Source organism: Acaryochloris marina S15 (assembly GCF_018336915.1).
Lineage (GTDB): Bacteria > Cyanobacteriota > Cyanobacteriia > Thermosynechococcales > Thermosynechococcaceae > Acaryochloris > Acaryochloris marina_A.
This window is the reverse complement of the sequence record NZ_CP064923.1, coordinates 303,188-318,378: the sequence shown is the minus strand read 5'-3', so window position 1 is coordinate 318,378 and position 15,191 is coordinate 303,188. Positions and strand designations below refer to the sequence as shown.

At 50.6% G+C, this 15,191-nt stretch carries 14 protein-coding genes; 5 read left to right on the top strand and 9 right to left on the bottom strand.

Annotation, left to right across the window (positions count from 1 at the left end):
• Window positions 1-65: 65 nt before the first annotated feature.
• The 3 genes from I1H34_RS02180 to I1H34_RS02170 all read left to right on the top strand — a co-directional run bounded on the left by I1H34_RS02180 (window position 66) and on the right by I1H34_RS02170 (window position 3,063).
• A complete protein-coding gene (locus I1H34_RS02180; protein ID WP_315874857.1) occupies window positions 66-1,424 on the top strand; it encodes a histidine phosphatase family protein in 1,359 nt (452 codons plus the stop codon).
• A gap of 48 nt (window positions 1,425-1,472) precedes the next feature.
• Window positions 1,473-2,732 (top strand): dihydroorotase, encoded by a 1,260-nt coding sequence (locus I1H34_RS02175; protein ID WP_212664141.1) that lies wholly within the window; start codon window positions 1,473-1,475, stop codon window positions 2,730-2,732.
• 82 nt (window positions 2,733-2,814) lie between these two features.
• Window positions 2,815-3,063: a Ycf34 family protein gene (locus I1H34_RS02170; RefSeq protein WP_212664140.1), complete on the top strand. Its 249-nt coding sequence runs from the start codon at window positions 2,815-2,817 to the stop codon at window positions 3,061-3,063.
• A 57-nt stretch (window positions 3,064-3,120) separates the two neighbouring features.
• On the opposite strand, the gene era is transcribed toward I1H34_RS02170, so the two are convergent.
• The 7 genes from era to sufU all read right to left on the bottom strand — a co-directional run bounded on the left by era (window position 3,121) and on the right by sufU (window position 9,735).
• Window positions 3,121-4,068, bottom strand: coding sequence for a GTPase Era (gene era / locus I1H34_RS02165; RefSeq protein WP_212664139.1), 948 nt, complete (start codon window positions 4,066-4,068; stop codon window positions 3,121-3,123).
• A 47-nt stretch (window positions 4,069-4,115) separates the two neighbouring features.
• The gene (locus tag I1H34_RS02160) at window positions 4,116-4,811 is read right to left on the bottom strand and encodes a potassium channel family protein (RefSeq protein WP_212664138.1); all 696 of its coding nucleotides are present in this window, start codon (window positions 4,809-4,811) and stop codon (window positions 4,116-4,118) included.
• A 41-nt stretch (window positions 4,812-4,852) separates the two neighbouring features.
• The gene (locus I1H34_RS02155) at window positions 4,853-6,187 is read right to left on the bottom strand and encodes a TrkH family potassium uptake protein (protein ID WP_212664137.1); all 1,335 of its coding nucleotides are present in this window, start codon (window positions 6,185-6,187) and stop codon (window positions 4,853-4,855) included.
• 78 nt (window positions 6,188-6,265) lie between these two features.
• Complete coding sequence (locus I1H34_RS02150) at window positions 6,266-7,477, bottom strand: aspartate aminotransferase (RefSeq protein WP_212664136.1); 1,212 nt, start codon at window positions 7,475-7,477, stop codon at window positions 6,266-6,268.
• Entirely contained in the window at window positions 7,474-8,637 is a 1,164-nt protein-coding gene (locus I1H34_RS02145; RefSeq protein ID WP_212664135.1) for an iron-containing alcohol dehydrogenase family protein, read from the bottom strand. Before I1H34_RS02145 ends, I1H34_RS02150 begins: the two co-directional genes overlap by 4 nt.
• 79 nt (window positions 8,638-8,716) lie before the next feature.
• Window positions 8,717-9,256, bottom strand: a complete 540-nt coding sequence (locus I1H34_RS02140; RefSeq protein WP_212664134.1) for a Ycf51 family protein — start codon at window positions 9,254-9,256, stop codon at window positions 8,717-8,719.
• Window positions 9,256-9,735: a Fe-S cluster assembly sulfur transfer protein SufU gene (gene sufU / locus I1H34_RS02135; RefSeq protein WP_212664133.1), complete on the bottom strand. Its 480-nt coding sequence runs from the start codon at window positions 9,733-9,735 to the stop codon at window positions 9,256-9,258. The genes I1H34_RS02140 and sufU overlap by 1 nt, the downstream gene beginning before the upstream one ends.
• A gap of 256 nt (window positions 9,736-9,991) precedes the next feature.
• Between sufU and I1H34_RS02130 the strand changes: the two genes are divergently transcribed.
• Window positions 9,992-11,245 carry an FIST signal transduction protein gene (locus I1H34_RS02130; RefSeq protein ID WP_212664132.1) on the top strand — a complete coding sequence of 418 codons (1,254 nt, stop codon included), beginning with the start codon at window positions 9,992-9,994 and terminating at the stop codon, window positions 11,243-11,245.
• Window positions 11,246-11,352: 107 nt separating this feature from the next.
• Here the strand turns inward: I1H34_RS02130 and I1H34_RS02125 are convergent, their stop codons facing one another.
• A complete protein-coding gene (locus I1H34_RS02125) occupies window positions 11,353-12,672 on the bottom strand; it encodes a dihydrolipoamide acetyltransferase family protein (RefSeq protein ID WP_212664131.1) in 1,320 nt (439 codons plus the stop codon).
• 198 nt (window positions 12,673-12,870) lie between these two features.
• Between I1H34_RS02125 and I1H34_RS02120 the strand changes: the two genes are divergently transcribed.
• Window positions 12,871-13,998, top strand: coding sequence for a THUMP domain-containing class I SAM-dependent RNA methyltransferase (locus I1H34_RS02120; protein WP_212664130.1), 1,128 nt, complete (start codon window positions 12,871-12,873; stop codon window positions 13,996-13,998).
• Window positions 13,999-14,093: 95 nt separating this feature from the next.
• Here I1H34_RS02120 and I1H34_RS02115 read toward each other — a convergent pair whose 3' ends face one another.
• Entirely contained in the window at window positions 14,094-15,140 is a 1,047-nt protein-coding gene (locus tag I1H34_RS02115; RefSeq protein ID WP_235107020.1) for a GGDEF domain-containing response regulator, read from the bottom strand.
• Window positions 15,141-15,191: the final 51 nt, after the last annotated feature.

Sequence of the window (15,191 nt, the reverse complement as noted above, 5' to 3'; positions counted from 1 at the left end):
TCTGGCCTCAGCTTAGACCACTCTGAATATCAAGTGGGCGCCATCCTAATTCAGCCGTTATCCCTTTGGAGGTCAAGTCCCTGGCTACTCGCGTAATATTAGTTCGGCATGGTGAAAGCACCTTTAATGTAGAAGGCCGAGTTCAAGGTCATCTCGATGAATCATCCTTAACCGAACAAGGATTAGCCGATGCCCATCGAGTGGGTGAGGCTTTAAACGGAATTGCTTTTGATGCCATCTATTGCAGCCCGTTGCAGCGAGCGGGGCAAACGGCTGCCACGATTCATAACGCCTTGGCTGCAGCCCCTGCCATTCAGGTAGAAGAGGGGCTGATTGAGATTGGCCTGCCCCTTTGGGAAGGGATGCTGTTTGACCAGGTCAAAACAGAGTTTCCTGAACAATATCAATGTTGGAATTCGGCCCCGGAAAAACTCTGTATGGAGCTATCTGGCCCGGATGGTTCTCAATCTTTTTATCCAGTCCCCGCCCTCTACGACCAGGCGACAGCCCTTTGGCAAAAGCTCCTTCCCCAACATGAGGGTCAGACGATTTTGCTGGTGGGCCATAGCGGCATTAATCGGGCCTTACTCAGCACCGCCCTCGGATTAACGCCAGATCGCTATCAGCGGCTCCAGCAAGCCAACTGCAATATTAGTGTCCTCAATTTCCCCGATGGTTTGAACCAGAAGCCTCAGCTAGAAGCCCTAAATTTAACTAATCATTTGGGATTACCGTTGCCCAAACCATGGCGATATTATCGAGGATTGCGGCTTATTCTAGTTCGTCACGGCGAAACAGAGTGGAATCGTCGTGGCCAATTCCAGGGACAAATTGATGTTCCCTTGAATGACAATGGTCGTGTACAAGGTCAGCAGGCCGCCGACTTCCTCAAAGAGATTCCCATTGACTTTGCCATCAGCAGCTCCCTTGCCCGTCCCAAAGAGACTGCAGAATTGATTCTTCAGAATCATGATCAGGTGCAGCTCGATCTCTCAGAACCCCTGTGGGAAATCAGCCACGGGACCTGGGAAGGGTGCTTAGAATCTGAGATTGAGGAACGCTATCCGGGTGAACTCGATCGGTGGCGCACCGCCCCAGAAGCGGTGCAAATGCCGGAAGGCGAGAACTTACAACAGGTTTGGGATCGAGCCATTGCCGCTTGGGATGATATTGTTGCTCAGGCCTTAGCCACAGGCAAGACAGAACAAACGGGCTTAGTCGTGGCCCATGATGCCATCAACAAAGTGGTGCTTTGCCATGTCGCCGGATTGGGACCGGAACACTTTTGGTGTTTCAAACAGGGCAATGGAGCTGTGAGCGTCATCGATTATGATGCAGACGGTCACCCCATTTTACAGGCTATGAATATCACCACCCATTTAGCAGGTGGGGTACTAGACCAAACAGCAGCAGGGGCGTTATAACCTGCTGCTGTTTGGTCTTGATCAAGGAGAATATACGACGGATTGGGTATGACACAAGAACAGCTCAAACAGGTGCGAGTGTTAGATCCGCCGTCGCAAGTTGATCGGGTGGCCGATGTCCTGATTGACGATGGCAAAATTATAGACATCACAGAGCCAGGGGTCAGCGCTGGGGGTGAAGAACGGGATTGTTCAGGGCTGGTTTTGGCTCCAGGCCTGGTCGATTTATATAGTCACTCAGATGATCCAGGGTTTGAAACTCGGGAGACCTTGGCTTCTTTGACCGCATCTGCGATCGCAGGGGGTTTCACACGCCTGACCCTTCTCCCCGATACCCATCCGCCGTTAGATAACGCCGATGGCCTAGCCCGAATCAAAGCCCAGCTTCCCCCTGATTTACCTCTGCAAGTCCAGGCTTGGGGTGCCATGACCCAAAAACTGGAAGGCAAACAGCTGGTGGAATATGCAGATTTGATTCAAGCTGGGGTCGTCGGATTTAGTGATGGCCAATCTATTCAAAATTCCATCTTGCTACGACGACTCTGCGAGTATCTAGAAGCTGAGTCTTATCCCATTGCCCTTTGGCCTTGCGACCCAGCCTTAGCAGGCAGTGGTGTCATTCGCGAAGGTATAGATGCCTTGCGATTAGGACTGTCAGAGTCGCCGACCACAGCTGAAACATCAGTCTTGGCAGCCCTGCTGGAAATCGTCTCTGAGATGCAGGTTCCTGTCCACATCATGCGGGTGTCCACCGCTCGCAGTGTAGAACTGATCCAAGGGGCTAAAGCACGTGGGTTGCCGATCACGGCCAGTACCACCTGGATGCATGTGTTGGGTAATAGCCAGTCTCTGTATACCTATGATGTCAACTGGCGATTAGATCCTCCGGTTGGCAATATCGAAGACCAGGAAGCTCTGATTCAGGGGTTAGAAACGGGAGTCATCGATGCGATCGCAATTGATCACCATGCCTATACCTATGAAGAGAAAACCGTTGCCTTTAGTGCGGCACCGCCTGGAGCGATTGGCTTAGAACTCGCATTATCCTTACTATGGCAAGCCTTTGTGGCGACTGAGCGCTGGTCACCCCTTACCCTATGGCAACGGTTAAGTACTTCTCCTAGCCACTGCTTAGGGCAAACGCCTCCTAGGGTGCAAGTGGATCAGCCAGCAGAAATGGTACTCTTTGATCCTCAACAGTCCTGGTCCGCTAACGCCCAAACCCTAAAATCCCTCAGCCAGAATACGCCTTGGTATGGGCAGTCCCTAATAGGCAGGGTGATACAGACCTGGCATCCCCAATCTTAGGCAAATCCGCTAGAGTGTCTGTAAGGGGCTTGGAGGTTGTCTTATAGCTGCAGGCCTTTGGCATTAGAGGAGGACGAAGAACATGTGTATTTGTATCAATTGCCAATTCGTTGATCAATGCATCACCTATCATGCCGTAGAAACACAGCATCAGCAGCCTCACCTAACAGATAACCCTACATTTGAACCCGAGAAACCGACGATTAACGTCAATATTCGGAGTAGTACAGAAGAGATTGAAATGGAATGGGATGTCGTAGGATGTGCCAGCTTTTCAGAAGAAGCAGGTAAATGGGCGCGTCTCAGGCCGGGAGAATTAATACCGACCTAACGCCAAAAACCGCTCAAAGGGAATCAATTCCTTGCCCCAGAAGTTGATCAGGTACTCCTAATTAGATTCCACCTGATATCCCAGCTCCGCCAACTGCATTCTGGATTGACGCCATTTGGGTTGCACTTTAACGAACAGCTCCAAATAAACTTTGCCAGCAATCAGTTTTTGAATTTGTTGGCGGGCTTCGGTCCCAATCGCTTTGAGCATACTGCCTTTTTTACCAATCAGAATTTGTTTCTGAGAGGGCCGTTCCACATGAACAGTGGCTAAAATTCGGGTGATTTTAGGCGATTCATCTACGCGTTCGATCACAATTGCCACAGAATGGGGAACTTCTTGCCGGGTCAATAGCAAAACTTGTTCTCGAATTAACTCTCCCATAATGAACCGTTCCGGTTGATCAGTGACCAGGTCGGGAGGGTAATAGTACGGCCCAGGGGCCAGCTGATCAATAAGCTGGCGTTGCAACGACTTTAATTTGGCGGTGGTCAATGCCGAAAACTTGCAAACAGGCCAATGGTGTTCTTTTGCCAGGGCTTTATAGGTTTGGTCTAAGGTCAAAGATTGCTGTGCTGTTTTTCGCTGTAAATCAAGCTTATTCAGTCCCAAAATAACGGGGGTGTTGGTTTGGGTCAACAGCTGAGCAATGAACCGGTCTCCCCCCCCTAAAGGTTCTGAGCAGTCCACCACAAACAACACGACATCCACCGCATGAATGGCCATGCGCGCATTCTTGACTAAGATTTCGCCCAATTGGTGGTGGGGTTTATGGATACCCGGAGTATCCACAAAAATCATTTGGGCGGTGGGGGTGGTTAAAATACCACGAAGACGATTGCGGGTCGTTTGGGCAACCGGAGAGGTAATCGCAATTTTTTGCCCAATCAACTGATTCATCAACGTGGACTTGCCCACGTTAGGCCGACCGACAATCGCGACAAAGCCTGACTTGAACTCAGGAGGAGCCTGGGGAATGGAGGTTAAAGACTGGAGATCGGACAAGGTTACAATACGTTCCTCAAGCTGCAGGCTATTAACATTATCACCTGTTAGAGAGGAAGCTCATCAATCGCTTTAGTTTCCCCAATCACCACCATCACCGATCCTTTTTGCAAATTGAGGTCGGGACTGGGGTTGATATTAAATTTCTGATCGCGACAAATCGCTAGAACGTTCAGACCATAACGGCTGCGGAGCTGGAGTGCACCAATCGATTTATTGTGAAACTCTTCAGGCACCACAATTTCAACGATGCTATGTTGAGGATCCAGCTCAAAGTGGTCCAGAATAGAAGGCTTGGTAAGGGTCCGGGCCAAGGCATATCCCGCTTCATTCTCAGGAAAGACCACTTGGTCAGCGCCGACTCGTTTGAGCAGCTTTCCATGAATTTCTGAGGAGGCTTTAGCCACCACCTTGGCGACACCTGCTTCTTTGACATTAAGTGTCGTAATAATACTTTCTTGCAGATAGTTACCGATGGCAATAATGACGGTATCAAACTCGTAAATCCCTGCTTCCTTAAGAGCTAAGGGATCGGTGGAATCGAGCTGCAGGGCATGGGCGGCCCATTGGTTATTCACCACCTCCGCCACTCGTTTTTCATCAATATCTGTTCCTAATACTTCCTGGCCAGCCTGGTGTAATGCCTGACAAGCAGCTCGACCAAAACGACCTAAGCCAATCACAGCAAATTGCTGCTTTTTTTTGTTCAGGCCAGGGAATAAGCTCAAGGATGATAAGTTCACGGGTATAAGTCCATAATGCTAGTATTTTTCCCAAAATCGGATCATCCGACCAATAAAGACTCTTCTGGATACCGAACGGTACTGGGACGAGGATCGCCCAGTAAGGCCGCCATCAAGAGTAAGACACCGACTCGCCCCATATACATGGTGGCAGCCAAAATGAGTTTCGAACTCCCGGTTAACGCAGCTGTAATCCCAGTCGATAAACCAACCGTGGCGTAAGCAGACACCACTTCAAACAAAATATTGATGAACTCAACCCCTGGATCGGCGATCGACATTAGGGTTGTGGCCGACACAATCGTAGTAATTGAACCCACCACTACCCCTATCGCTTTCAAAATCAAGGATACGGGGATTTGGCGTTCATACATCGTGACGGATTCCTTGCCCCGGAGAATCGCTTGGGTACAGCTACTCAAGACTCTGATGGTGGTGGTTTTCACCCCACCCCCCGTTCCGCCAGGACTGCCTCCCACATACATAAAGGCAATAGTAAGGAATAGCCCCGCATTGGTCATACTGCCAATATCAATGGTGTTAAACCCAGCGGTACGCGTCGTCATGGACTGAAACCAAGCCGATATCAACTGATTATTCCAACTGAGAGGCTGTAAGGTGTCTGGATTGCGAGATTCTGTCAGATAAAAGGCAATGGTACCTAGGATTAATAGCATCACCGTAGTGCTGGTCACCACTCGAAAATTGAGGGAGAATAGGGTTCTTTTTTGCTTCCCTGCTAGGCGGTCACGCAGCCATAGATACACTTCAAAAATCGCTTCATACCCAATGCCACCAACAACGACAAGACCAGAGATAGTGAGGTTGACGATCCAGGAAAACTGATAGCTGCTCAGGCTATCAGGGAATAAGCTAAACCCCGCATTATTCCAGGCACTGACGCTGTGAAACACGGCATACCAGAGGGCAAGAGGGGTAGCATACTGCTGGCTGAACACTCCAAACAACAAGATAATACCCATCAATTCAAATACCAGGATGGTGGCAATAATAGACACCACCACCTGATTTGATCCCTGTAATTTAGAGCGATCTAAAGCTTGTTGCAGGGCAATCTTATCCCTCAGGCCAAATTTACGCCCCAGTAACACCAGCAACAAAGTGGTGGAGACCATGTAGCCTAAGCCACCCAACTGGATCAGAGTGAGAATAAAGACCTGTCCCACCGGGGAAAAATAGGAGCCCGTATCCACCACTACATGCCCCGTGACACAGACGGCAGATGTGGCGGTAAAGAGGGCCACGACAGGACTATTCCAGTCTCCACTCGCCGTTGAGATGGGCAACAGAAGCAAGCCTGCTCCGACTAAGATGGCGACTAAAAATCCTAAACAGATGCTTCTAGAAACGGTCATAGCTCCTCCCAAATAGCAGGGGGAAGCCGCTCTGACTTGAGAAACAACAAATGATCACAGATGTTAGAAACCTTCCCTTCATGATGGGCTGATAACGTTGCTGGTAGGCGTACCACAAATCTGAGATTGACGAATACGATGAATCGCTTCACCGAGGCGATCGCATTCTGCGATCAAGCTAATCCGCAAATACCCTTCGCCATGATGACCAAAGGCACTTCCTGGAGTCATCACAATTCCGGTTTCTTGGATCAGCTTTAAGGCAAAGTCTGCGGAAGACATCTCTACAGGACAGGGTGCCCATAAATACATGGTTGCTTTCGTTTTGGGGATCTGCCAGCCCAGATCGCCTAGTCCTGAAATCACAAAATCTCGTCGCTCTCGGTAGCGCTGCTGAACCACTTGCAAATGGCTATCGGGAAGTTGCAGAGCGGTTTGAGCAGCAGCCTGCACCACAGCAAAGATGCCATAGTCTAAGTTGGTTTTAAGGGTTCGCAGTCCCTGAATAATTTGGGGATTCCCCACCACAAAGCCAACCCGCCAACCCGCCATATTGTAGGTTTTAGACAGGGTATGAAATTCAACCCCAATCTCTTTCGCCCCTGGGATTTCCAGCAGGCTCACGGGCTGATAGCCATCAAAAGCGAGCTCGGCATAGCAGAGATCATGGACCAGCAAGATTTGATGCTTACGAGCAAAGGCGACAATTTCCGTAAACAGCTCTCGGGGGGCAACGGCAGTCGTCGGATTACTGGGGTAATTGAAGTAAAGGATTTTGGCTCGTTCCGCTACGTGATCAGGAATGCTCCCCAAATCAATCAGCCAGTCATTCTCTGCTTTTAAGGGCAAGCCATAGATTTCAGCTCCTGCCAAGGCTGGTCCCCGGAAGTGAGGGGGATAGGCCGGATTAGGGACTAACACTACATCCCCAGGGTTGATATAGGCCAAGGCTAAGTGGGTTAAGCCTTCTTTCGAGCCGAGTAACGGCAGAGCCTCAATTTCAGGATCGAGCAATACGTCGTATCGGCGGTGATACCAATCGGTGATGGTATGGCGAAAGTCCGCATGACCTTCAAAAGGAGGATAGCCATGATTATTAGGGGATTTGAGGGCTGCGATCGCAGCTTCAATCACAGGCTCTGGCGGCGGACCATCCGGATTCCCCATGCCCAGATCAATCAGATCTAGACCTTGCTGGCGAGCCGAGGTTTTAAGTTCATCTAAACGGGCAAACACATAAGGCGGCAGGGCACTCAGTCGTTCAGCCGGTTTGATCCAATCCAAACTCATGGGCAAACCTCTGCCGATGGAGACCCTGAATGTATGCCACTTTCAGCCATGGGACTGGCAGTAGAGACCATCGCGGCCATCAACTGATCCGGCATCACCATAAAAGGCAAATGGTGGAGATCCGACTCTGGCTGGCAAGCCACTTGCGCTGCGGTTTGTAAGTCTTTCAGAGACACATCCTCCATCCCTAAATCGGCAAGAGTCATGGGTAAACCAATCTCTCCATAGAACTTGAGCAGCTGATGACGAGCCGTTGTCGCTAAGTGGTTATGCTGAATCAGTTCTTCGAGACGCAACTGCACCAAAATGCCATAGGCCACTTTTTCCCCATGTAAGCTAGCGCGGGTCGGAGAGAGATGGGTCAGACCATTATGAACCGCATGGGCAGCAACAGTCCGGCATTGGGCTCCACCCAAACCACCCACAACCCCGGCCATTAACACCGTGGCATCCACGACTTGTCGCCATTCGTCACTGTCGGGTTGGGCGATCGCCGTCCCTGACTTCTGAAACAGAATATCTCTGAGCACCCGGGCCTGTTGCACCGCAGCGATCGTTAAAGTTTCTTGGGAATGACCGCTACTCACTGAGGCCTCGTACCACTTGGCTAAAGCATCGCCAATCCCAGCAACTAAAGTTCGTTGGGGAGCTGTTCTGATGACTTCATAATCAAGGATGAGTAAATCAGGGCATCGGGGTAGACCGACATCATACTGAAACGCCCCGCCCTCCGAGTACACATTAGATAAAGCTGTCCAAGCAGCACACGTCGCCCCAGAGGTGGGAATGGTGATCACAGGACAGCGAGTTTGATGGGCCAAGAGTTTGGCTGCATCTAATGCTTTTCCACCGCCCACGCCGACAATGGCATCCGCGCGATGACGGGCCACCCTCTCTCCTAATGCCTTTAAGCTAGCTTCACTGCAATCTTGGCCATAGTTGGCAGTTGCCAACTGTACTGTTGAGAACGTAGCAACATAAGGCTGCAAGACCTCTAAACTCTGCTCTCCCCCCACCATTAGAGGCCGTTGGCCATAGGGCTGAATCAAGGATTCTAATTGAGCCAGACTTTGCTCAGCTCGAATGACACATTGGGGTGCAATGGCTTGACTGGAGCACTCAACAGATGAGGATACAGAGGGTGATGAGAACGTAGACATAGGCGGGACGGTACGTAGCAATGAGTCAGTCCTCCCATGATCCCCAGTGGGCTAGGGAAGCTGACTTCCAATATTGATTTTAACTAGAGGAGGGATCAAAAGTCGTGGTCGCGAGAGCCGCTAAATTATCCTGATTTAAAGTGATTTTAGCGTTAGGGTCATCGCGAACGGTCAATGAGCGCTGAATTTGGCCCAGGGGAATGAGTTGGGACATCCCTGACTTCTGATGCAGAATGGTGCGGACTTTGATGGTCAGATCAGCCGTCCCTCGGCCTACTCGCCCCGGCGAAAACAGATTCTCTGAGGCTTGTAGTAGAGTAGCTTCTAGTTCTGTAGAGGTAATCATCGGGGAGACTGAAATCACGACCTCAGGACCTGCTAAATCATAAACCAGGTTGTACTTGGCAGCTCCTGGAATCACGGCTTTAGTCAAAGGGAAAAAGCTTAGGGCCAGTAAACTGCCCGTCAGCACCCCTAATAGGCTGGTGATACCGACAAAGCGGAAGCGGATGCCCCACTTAAAAATAAAAGCTAGTCCTGTAAACGCACCGCTCACCAGCATGAAGATTGCGCACCACTGACAAGCTTGCTGAAAAAATTCAGGGGTAGGAGTGGGCATTAATTATTCTCCTCATTGCTGATAAACTCATCCGCTGATTCTACACTCTGATGTTCTAAGGCGGCCTTGAGGGTGTGCCAAGTCAAGGTGGCACATTTAATTCGTACGGGGAATTGAGCGACCCCCTGCATCACATTGAGCTTACGATGCTCTCGGGGAAATTCCCCTTCACCTTTCATCATATTTTGGAAAGATTGGACCATTTGCAACGCTTCAGGTATTGTTTTGCCCCGCATCGCATCCGCCATTAAGTCGGCAGACGCCATTGCGATCGCACATCCCTCTCCTTCAAATTTGACGGCAGCAATCTGTCTTTCCGACTCTTTCAACTGAACCGTCAGCTCAATCGTATCGCCACAGGAAGGATTATGTCCCCTTTGGTGACGATGGACTGGATCCGTTATCCCACGATGACGCGGCTTTTTGTAATGTTCTAAGATAATCTGTTGATACAGTTTTCGTAAATTGTCCAGGGCCATAATCTTAAGACAGTGAGGAGAGACTCCTCACACTAGAAGATGAATCGAAGGAATGTATCTAGGATACTGGCTGTTGCCCCTTCGATCTTAACGAAAGGCAGCTATCCCTAGTGGATCACTGTCAAAGCATCAACAGACATATTAGAGTGTTCTTGGGATTACTCCTTTCGGGGTTACCGCTCTTCCGTCGATCAGGCCAGTCAATGTTCTGGAATAAAGCAGACATGATGTCAGGGAACCCTCCTAAGGAGAAAAGATGAAGTGGGCTAGTGCACTATCGACACAACCCTCTCTAGAAGCTGCACTGGATGAAGTGATTGCAACGGCATTGCAATCCTTAGATGCCCCTGCAGATTTGGCCATTCTGTTCATCTCGACTACCTTTGCTAGCGAATTCCCTCGGTTACAGCCCCTGCTGGAAGATAAATTGCCCGTTCAGCATTTTATTGGCTGTGGAGGGAATGGTGTGATCGGCCCGACCCCAGGCGGGTCTACAGCAGAAATTGAAGAAGAACCTGGTATCACCCTTACCCTGGCCTCCTTACCCGGTGTCGAGATTCAGACCTTTCATATTTATGAGGATGAGCTGCCCGATCCGGATAGTGCGCCTTTGACCTGGACCGAGTTACTAGAAGTGGATCCTGCCCATCAGCCCCATTTCATTCTGTTTGCCGATCCCTCTAGCTCAAAAATCAGTGATCTGCTGCAAGGGCTAGATTATGCCTATCCGGGTGCAGTCAAAATTGGCGGTCTCGCCAGTGGCCGATCTTCATGGAGCGGCAGTGGTCTGTTCTGCGACGATCAGCTTTATCGCGAGGGTACGGTAGGCGTTGCCCTGAGTGGGAATATCATGGTCGAAACGATTGTGGCCCAAGGCTGTCGGCCCATTGGTCAACCCTATCGGGTCGCTGAAGCTGAGCGTAATGTCGTGCTGCAGGTAGAAGAGCAAATCGTCCCGGTGGAGGCCACGTTTAATACGGATGAGGTGGAGTTGCAAACTCCCTTGGAAGCCCTGCAAACTTTGGTGCAGGATTTGGACGAGGACGAACGAGAATTAGCCCAGCATTCCCTCTCTGTCGGCATTGTCTGTAATGAGTTTAAGCAAAACCTGGAACCGGGCGATTTTTTGATTCGCAACTTGATTGGGGTGGACCCTCGGATTGGTGCCATTGCCATTGGCGATCGCATCCGCCCTGGACAACGAATTCAATTCCACCTACGAGATGCCCAAGCCTCTGCCGATGAACTGGAAGAACTGCTCCAAAACTATTTTCAGAAATCTCCTCAAGACCAGTCTCAACCGACAGCAGCCTTGATGTTTGATTGCTTAGGACGGGGAGAGCGGTTCTATGGGGAGTCGGACTTCGACTCTCAACTGTTTAGACGCTATTTTCAAGACATTCCTATCAGCGGTTTTTTCTGTAATGGTGAAATTGGTCCCATTGCGGGCACGACGTTTCTCCATGGCTATACAGCCGCCTTTGGTATCTTCCGCAGCCAAGACGATTAATTCACACCTAAAATAAACAGATCAATTTTTAGGTGTGCAATTGCGATGCGCTGTAGACAGCAGCTTAATAAGAGGAGGAGCCTCATTGTTAAGCTGCCGTCTATTGCCTACAGAGTCAGAGATTGAGGATTAGTTTCAATCAACTCAGCTAAATCTTTTAAGAAGGCCGCTGCATCAGCACCATAGATCACCCGGTGATCGCAGGTGATGTTGACATTCATCAGTCGCTTCACACCCATCATGCCCTTAGCATCCGCCACCACTTGAGGCTTAGACCCACCAATCGCCAGAATCGATCCTTGTCCTGGAGGCAAAATGGCATCAAAGCTATTTACCCCAAACATGCCTAGATTAGAGAGGGTAAAAGTGCCGGTACTGTACTCATCCGGCTGGAGCTGTTTGCTGCGAGCGCGAGCCACCAAATCTTTCCAAGTCCGAGAGAGAGAATATAAATCCATCTGATCGGCCTGCTGCAAAACCGGCGTAATCAAACCGCCACCCGGCATCGCCACCGCCACGGCAATATTGATAGAACTGCTGTACTGGATTCCTTGAGGAGCACAGCTGGCATTCACGAGGGGATGTTGGCGCAGGGTCACGGCTACGGCTTTGGCTAATAGTGCCGTCATAGTGACGCCTTTGCTCTTCACCTGCTTATAAAGCTGGTCTAGAGCATCTGTAACGATGGAATATTCCACATGGAAGGTGGGCACGGCCAGACTCGCCACCATATTGTTGACGACAGCCTGCTGCAAGGTATTGAAAGGAACCACTTCGCCTGCTGCCGCTGCTGCAGGTAAAGGCGCAGGGGCAGGTAGCGATGGTTGAGGCGCGGCCGCTGGGGCCGTAGTTGTGGCGGTCGTCGTTTGGCCTGAGGCTGCTTCTATATCTGCAGCCACAATGCGACCATGGGGACCACTGCCCGTTAGGGTATTGAGATCTACTTTAAATTGTTTGGCGAGCTTCCGAGCCCGAGGTGAAACCACAACTCTACCGTTGGCAGGAGCAGCGGGTGCACTTCCCCCATTCAGGGTTGCTGCTGGGGCCACTGGAGCAGTAGCGATGGGAGCTGGGGCCGGGGCAGCTACTGGAGCGGCGGGAGCTGGAGCCGGGGCCGGGGCAACTGCTGGAGCCGGGGCAGCAGACTCAGCCGCAGCCGCTTTCTTTTGCGCTTCAGAAATTTCTGCTTCCGTTTCAGCAACATAGCCAATGGCCGCACCCACTTTGGCAACACCACCTGCAGGCACTGCAATGGCTGCTAGATATCCCCCATAGAAGGATTCCACATCCATATCTGCCTTGTCAGATTCAACAACCAGAACCGTTTCACCCTTTTCTACCTTGTCACCGGGCTCCTTAGACCAAGAGACAATTTTTCCCTCCTCCATCGTGGAGCTGAGGGCAGGCATAAACACTTCATGAATCATGGGTTAGTTTTCCGAAACGAATAGCAAGATAAACCAAAGCCTATCCAGTTTGAATTTTATCCTGTTCAGGGCTATCCATACTATCTCCTTTCTCGAGAAAATAACGGCATCCATAAAGTTGGCGAACCAAAATGCTTCAATAGGCAAAGCGATGTCGTGGCTGGGGATTATCCCGCCCACTCTAGAGAGGTCCCTGTGATGCCCAGACAATATTTTGCAACCGTTGCCCGAGGATTAGAGTCCTTAGCAGCTGAAGAACTGGCAGAACTAGGGGCGGAATCCGTTGAGCCCGGATTCTGCGGGGTGGCTTTTCAGGGCGATCGCAAATTGCTATACCACGTAAATCTCTGGGCCAGACTGCCGTTTCGAATTCTCCTGCGCCTAGACACATTCCCTTGCCAAGATGCAGAGGATCTCTATCAAGGCATTCAAACGTTGCCTTGGCAGGAGTATTTAACCCCAGACTACACATTGGCTGTCGATGCTACCGGAAAAACGCCGCAACTTAACCATAGTCACTTCACAGCCCTACAGGTTAAAAATGCCATTGTCGATCAACAGCGGCAGCAATTCGGGGCGAGATCGCACATCGATACCCAAACTCCAGACGTGCGAATCAACGTCCATCTCCATCAGGATGGCTGTGTCGTCAGTTTGGATAGTTCTGGCAGCAGTCTCCATCGACGGGGCTATCGTCCGGCTGTCGGGGCCGCTCCCTTGAAAGAATCTTTGGCCGCTGCTCTGATCCGCCTGTCAGGCTGGCAATCCGATTTAGCGTTTATGGACCCCCTCTGTGGATCCGGCACCTTGCCCTTGGAAGCCTGTTTACAGGGTCTACAAATTGCACCAGGCGTATTTCGACAGCAGTTTGGCTTTCAAACCTGGCCAGATTTTGATGAATCGCTGTGGCACTCGTTGCAAGCTGAGTCGAGAGAGCAGCAGCTCTCTCGACTACCCATGCCCATTTGGGGCAGTGATCAGGATGCAGAGGTGATTGAACAAGCCCACCTCAACGCCCAGAATTGCAACGTCGTAGACCATATCTGGTTTGAATCCATCGACTTACAGAATGTTGAACCTCCCACCGATAGCGGCATCCTGATCTGCAACCCGCCCTATGGCGAGCGTTTGGGAGATCCTCGGGAGCTGGGGGATTTCTATCGTCAATTGGGGCAAATTTTCAAACAACGCTTCAAAGGCTGGACAGCATTTGTCTTAAGTGGGAACAAAGCCTTGTCCCAATCGATTGGCCTCAAATCTTGCCAACGCACAGCAGTCAACAATGGATCGATTCCCTGTCAGTTCTTGAAGTACGAGCTGTATTGAGCGCAGTGCACTGCGCTCCTAGTAGTTAACCTCGACTAAAATCGACAGGCTGCATCAATCAGGGGTTATCTAGGAACCGGTTGCAAGCTAAGAGGTTAAACTTCCTCTGGGCAAGGGATCGCAGATCCTGTATTTCGTAAGGTATGGTCGACCTGGACGCGATCGCGTCCTTCTGACTTCGCTTGATACAAAACCTTATCAGCTGCCAAAATCAAGAGGGTTTCAGATCCCATGGATTGTAAATCAGGGACCACACTAGCAACCCCCATGCTGAGAGTGACATGGGGACTGGCAACAGAATTTTTATGGGGAATCGCGAGGGCCCTTACGGCTTGACCAATTTCTTCTGCCACATGGGCCGCTCCTTCAAGGGGTGTATTCGGGAGAATAACGGCAAATTCTTCTCCGCCATAACGGGCTGGGATATCCCCCGGCCGTTTGACACATTGGCCAATGACACTCGCCACTTGGAACAAGCAGTTATCTCCAAACAGATGGCCATAGGTATCGTTATAGGCCTTAAAACAATCAATATCCCCCAAAATCAAAGAAAGATGACATTTCTCACGAGCCATGCGTCGCCATTCTCGTTGCAGGGTTTCGGAAAAGACTCGGCGATTCGGGAGCTGGGTGAGTTCATCAATAGAAGCTAAATGGGTCAGTTTTCGATTAGCTTCTTCCAGTTGCTTATAGAGTTGGGTTCTCTCTAACTGAATCCGCACTCGCTGCCGCAATACTGGCCAATGAATGGGTTTCGTAATATAGTCTGAGGCCCCCACATCGAAGGCCCAGTCTACGGAGGTCTGGTCTTCTAATCCCGTAATCATCAAAATGGGGGTGTAAGCACTCTCAGGCAGCTTCATAATTTCGCCACAGCATTCAAAGCCATTCATCCCCGGCATCATGGCGTCTAACAACACTAGGTTAGGCGGGCTCTTTTGGTAAGCAGCCAAACAGGTTTCGCCATCCTCTGCTTCCACGACTCGATACCCATCATTGGCCAGGATATGACTGATCATGGCTCGCGTCATCCGATCATCTTCCGCAATCAGAATGACGGGTCGGTCCTGATCAGCTCCCCGATGGGTTGATGTCCTGGGAGCCTCCATAAAGGGGAATGAGGGAGCATTGACGTCTTGCATGGCCGTTCAGCTGATCTCGCACATTACATCCAGTGTTCCCAGGCTGTCTAT

What these genes read in the sequence shown, in the direction of transcription:
- I1H34_RS02175 (WP_212664141.1), top strand. Translation starts at nt 1,473, where the DNA reads ATGACACAAGAACAGCTCAAACAGGTGCGAGTGTTAGATCCGCCGTCG.
- I1H34_RS02170 (WP_212664140.1), top strand. Translation starts at nt 2,815, where the DNA reads ATGTGTATTTGTATCAATTGCCAATTCGTTGATCAATGCATCACCTAT.
- I1H34_RS02155 (WP_212664137.1), bottom strand. Translation starts at nt 6,187, where the DNA reads ATGACCGTTTCTAGAAGCATCTGTTTAGGATTTTTAGTCGCCATCTTA.
- I1H34_RS02150 (WP_212664136.1), bottom strand. Translation starts at nt 7,477, where the DNA reads ATGAGTTTGGATTGGATCAAACCGGCTGAACGACTGAGTGCCCTGCCG.
- I1H34_RS02145 (WP_212664135.1), bottom strand. Translation starts at nt 8,637, where the DNA reads ATGTCTACGTTCTCATCACCCTCTGTATCCTCATCTGTTGAGTGCTCC.
- I1H34_RS02140 (WP_212664134.1), bottom strand. Translation starts at nt 9,256, where the DNA reads ATGCCCACTCCTACCCCTGAATTTTTTCAGCAAGCTTGTCAGTGGTGC.
- sufU (WP_212664133.1), bottom strand. Translation starts at nt 9,735, where the DNA reads ATGGCCCTGGACAATTTACGAAAACTGTATCAACAGATTATCTTAGAA.
- I1H34_RS02130 (WP_212664132.1), top strand. Translation starts at nt 9,992, where the DNA reads ATGAAGTGGGCTAGTGCACTATCGACACAACCCTCTCTAGAAGCTGCA.
- I1H34_RS02125 (WP_212664131.1), bottom strand. Translation starts at nt 12,672, where the DNA reads ATGATTCATGAAGTGTTTATGCCTGCCCTCAGCTCCACGATGGAGGAG.
- I1H34_RS02120 (WP_212664130.1), top strand. Translation starts at nt 12,871, where the DNA reads ATGCCCAGACAATATTTTGCAACCGTTGCCCGAGGATTAGAGTCCTTA.
- I1H34_RS02115 (WP_235107020.1), bottom strand. Translation starts at nt 15,140, where the DNA reads ATGCAAGACGTCAATGCTCCCTCATTCCCCTTTATGGAGGCTCCCAGG.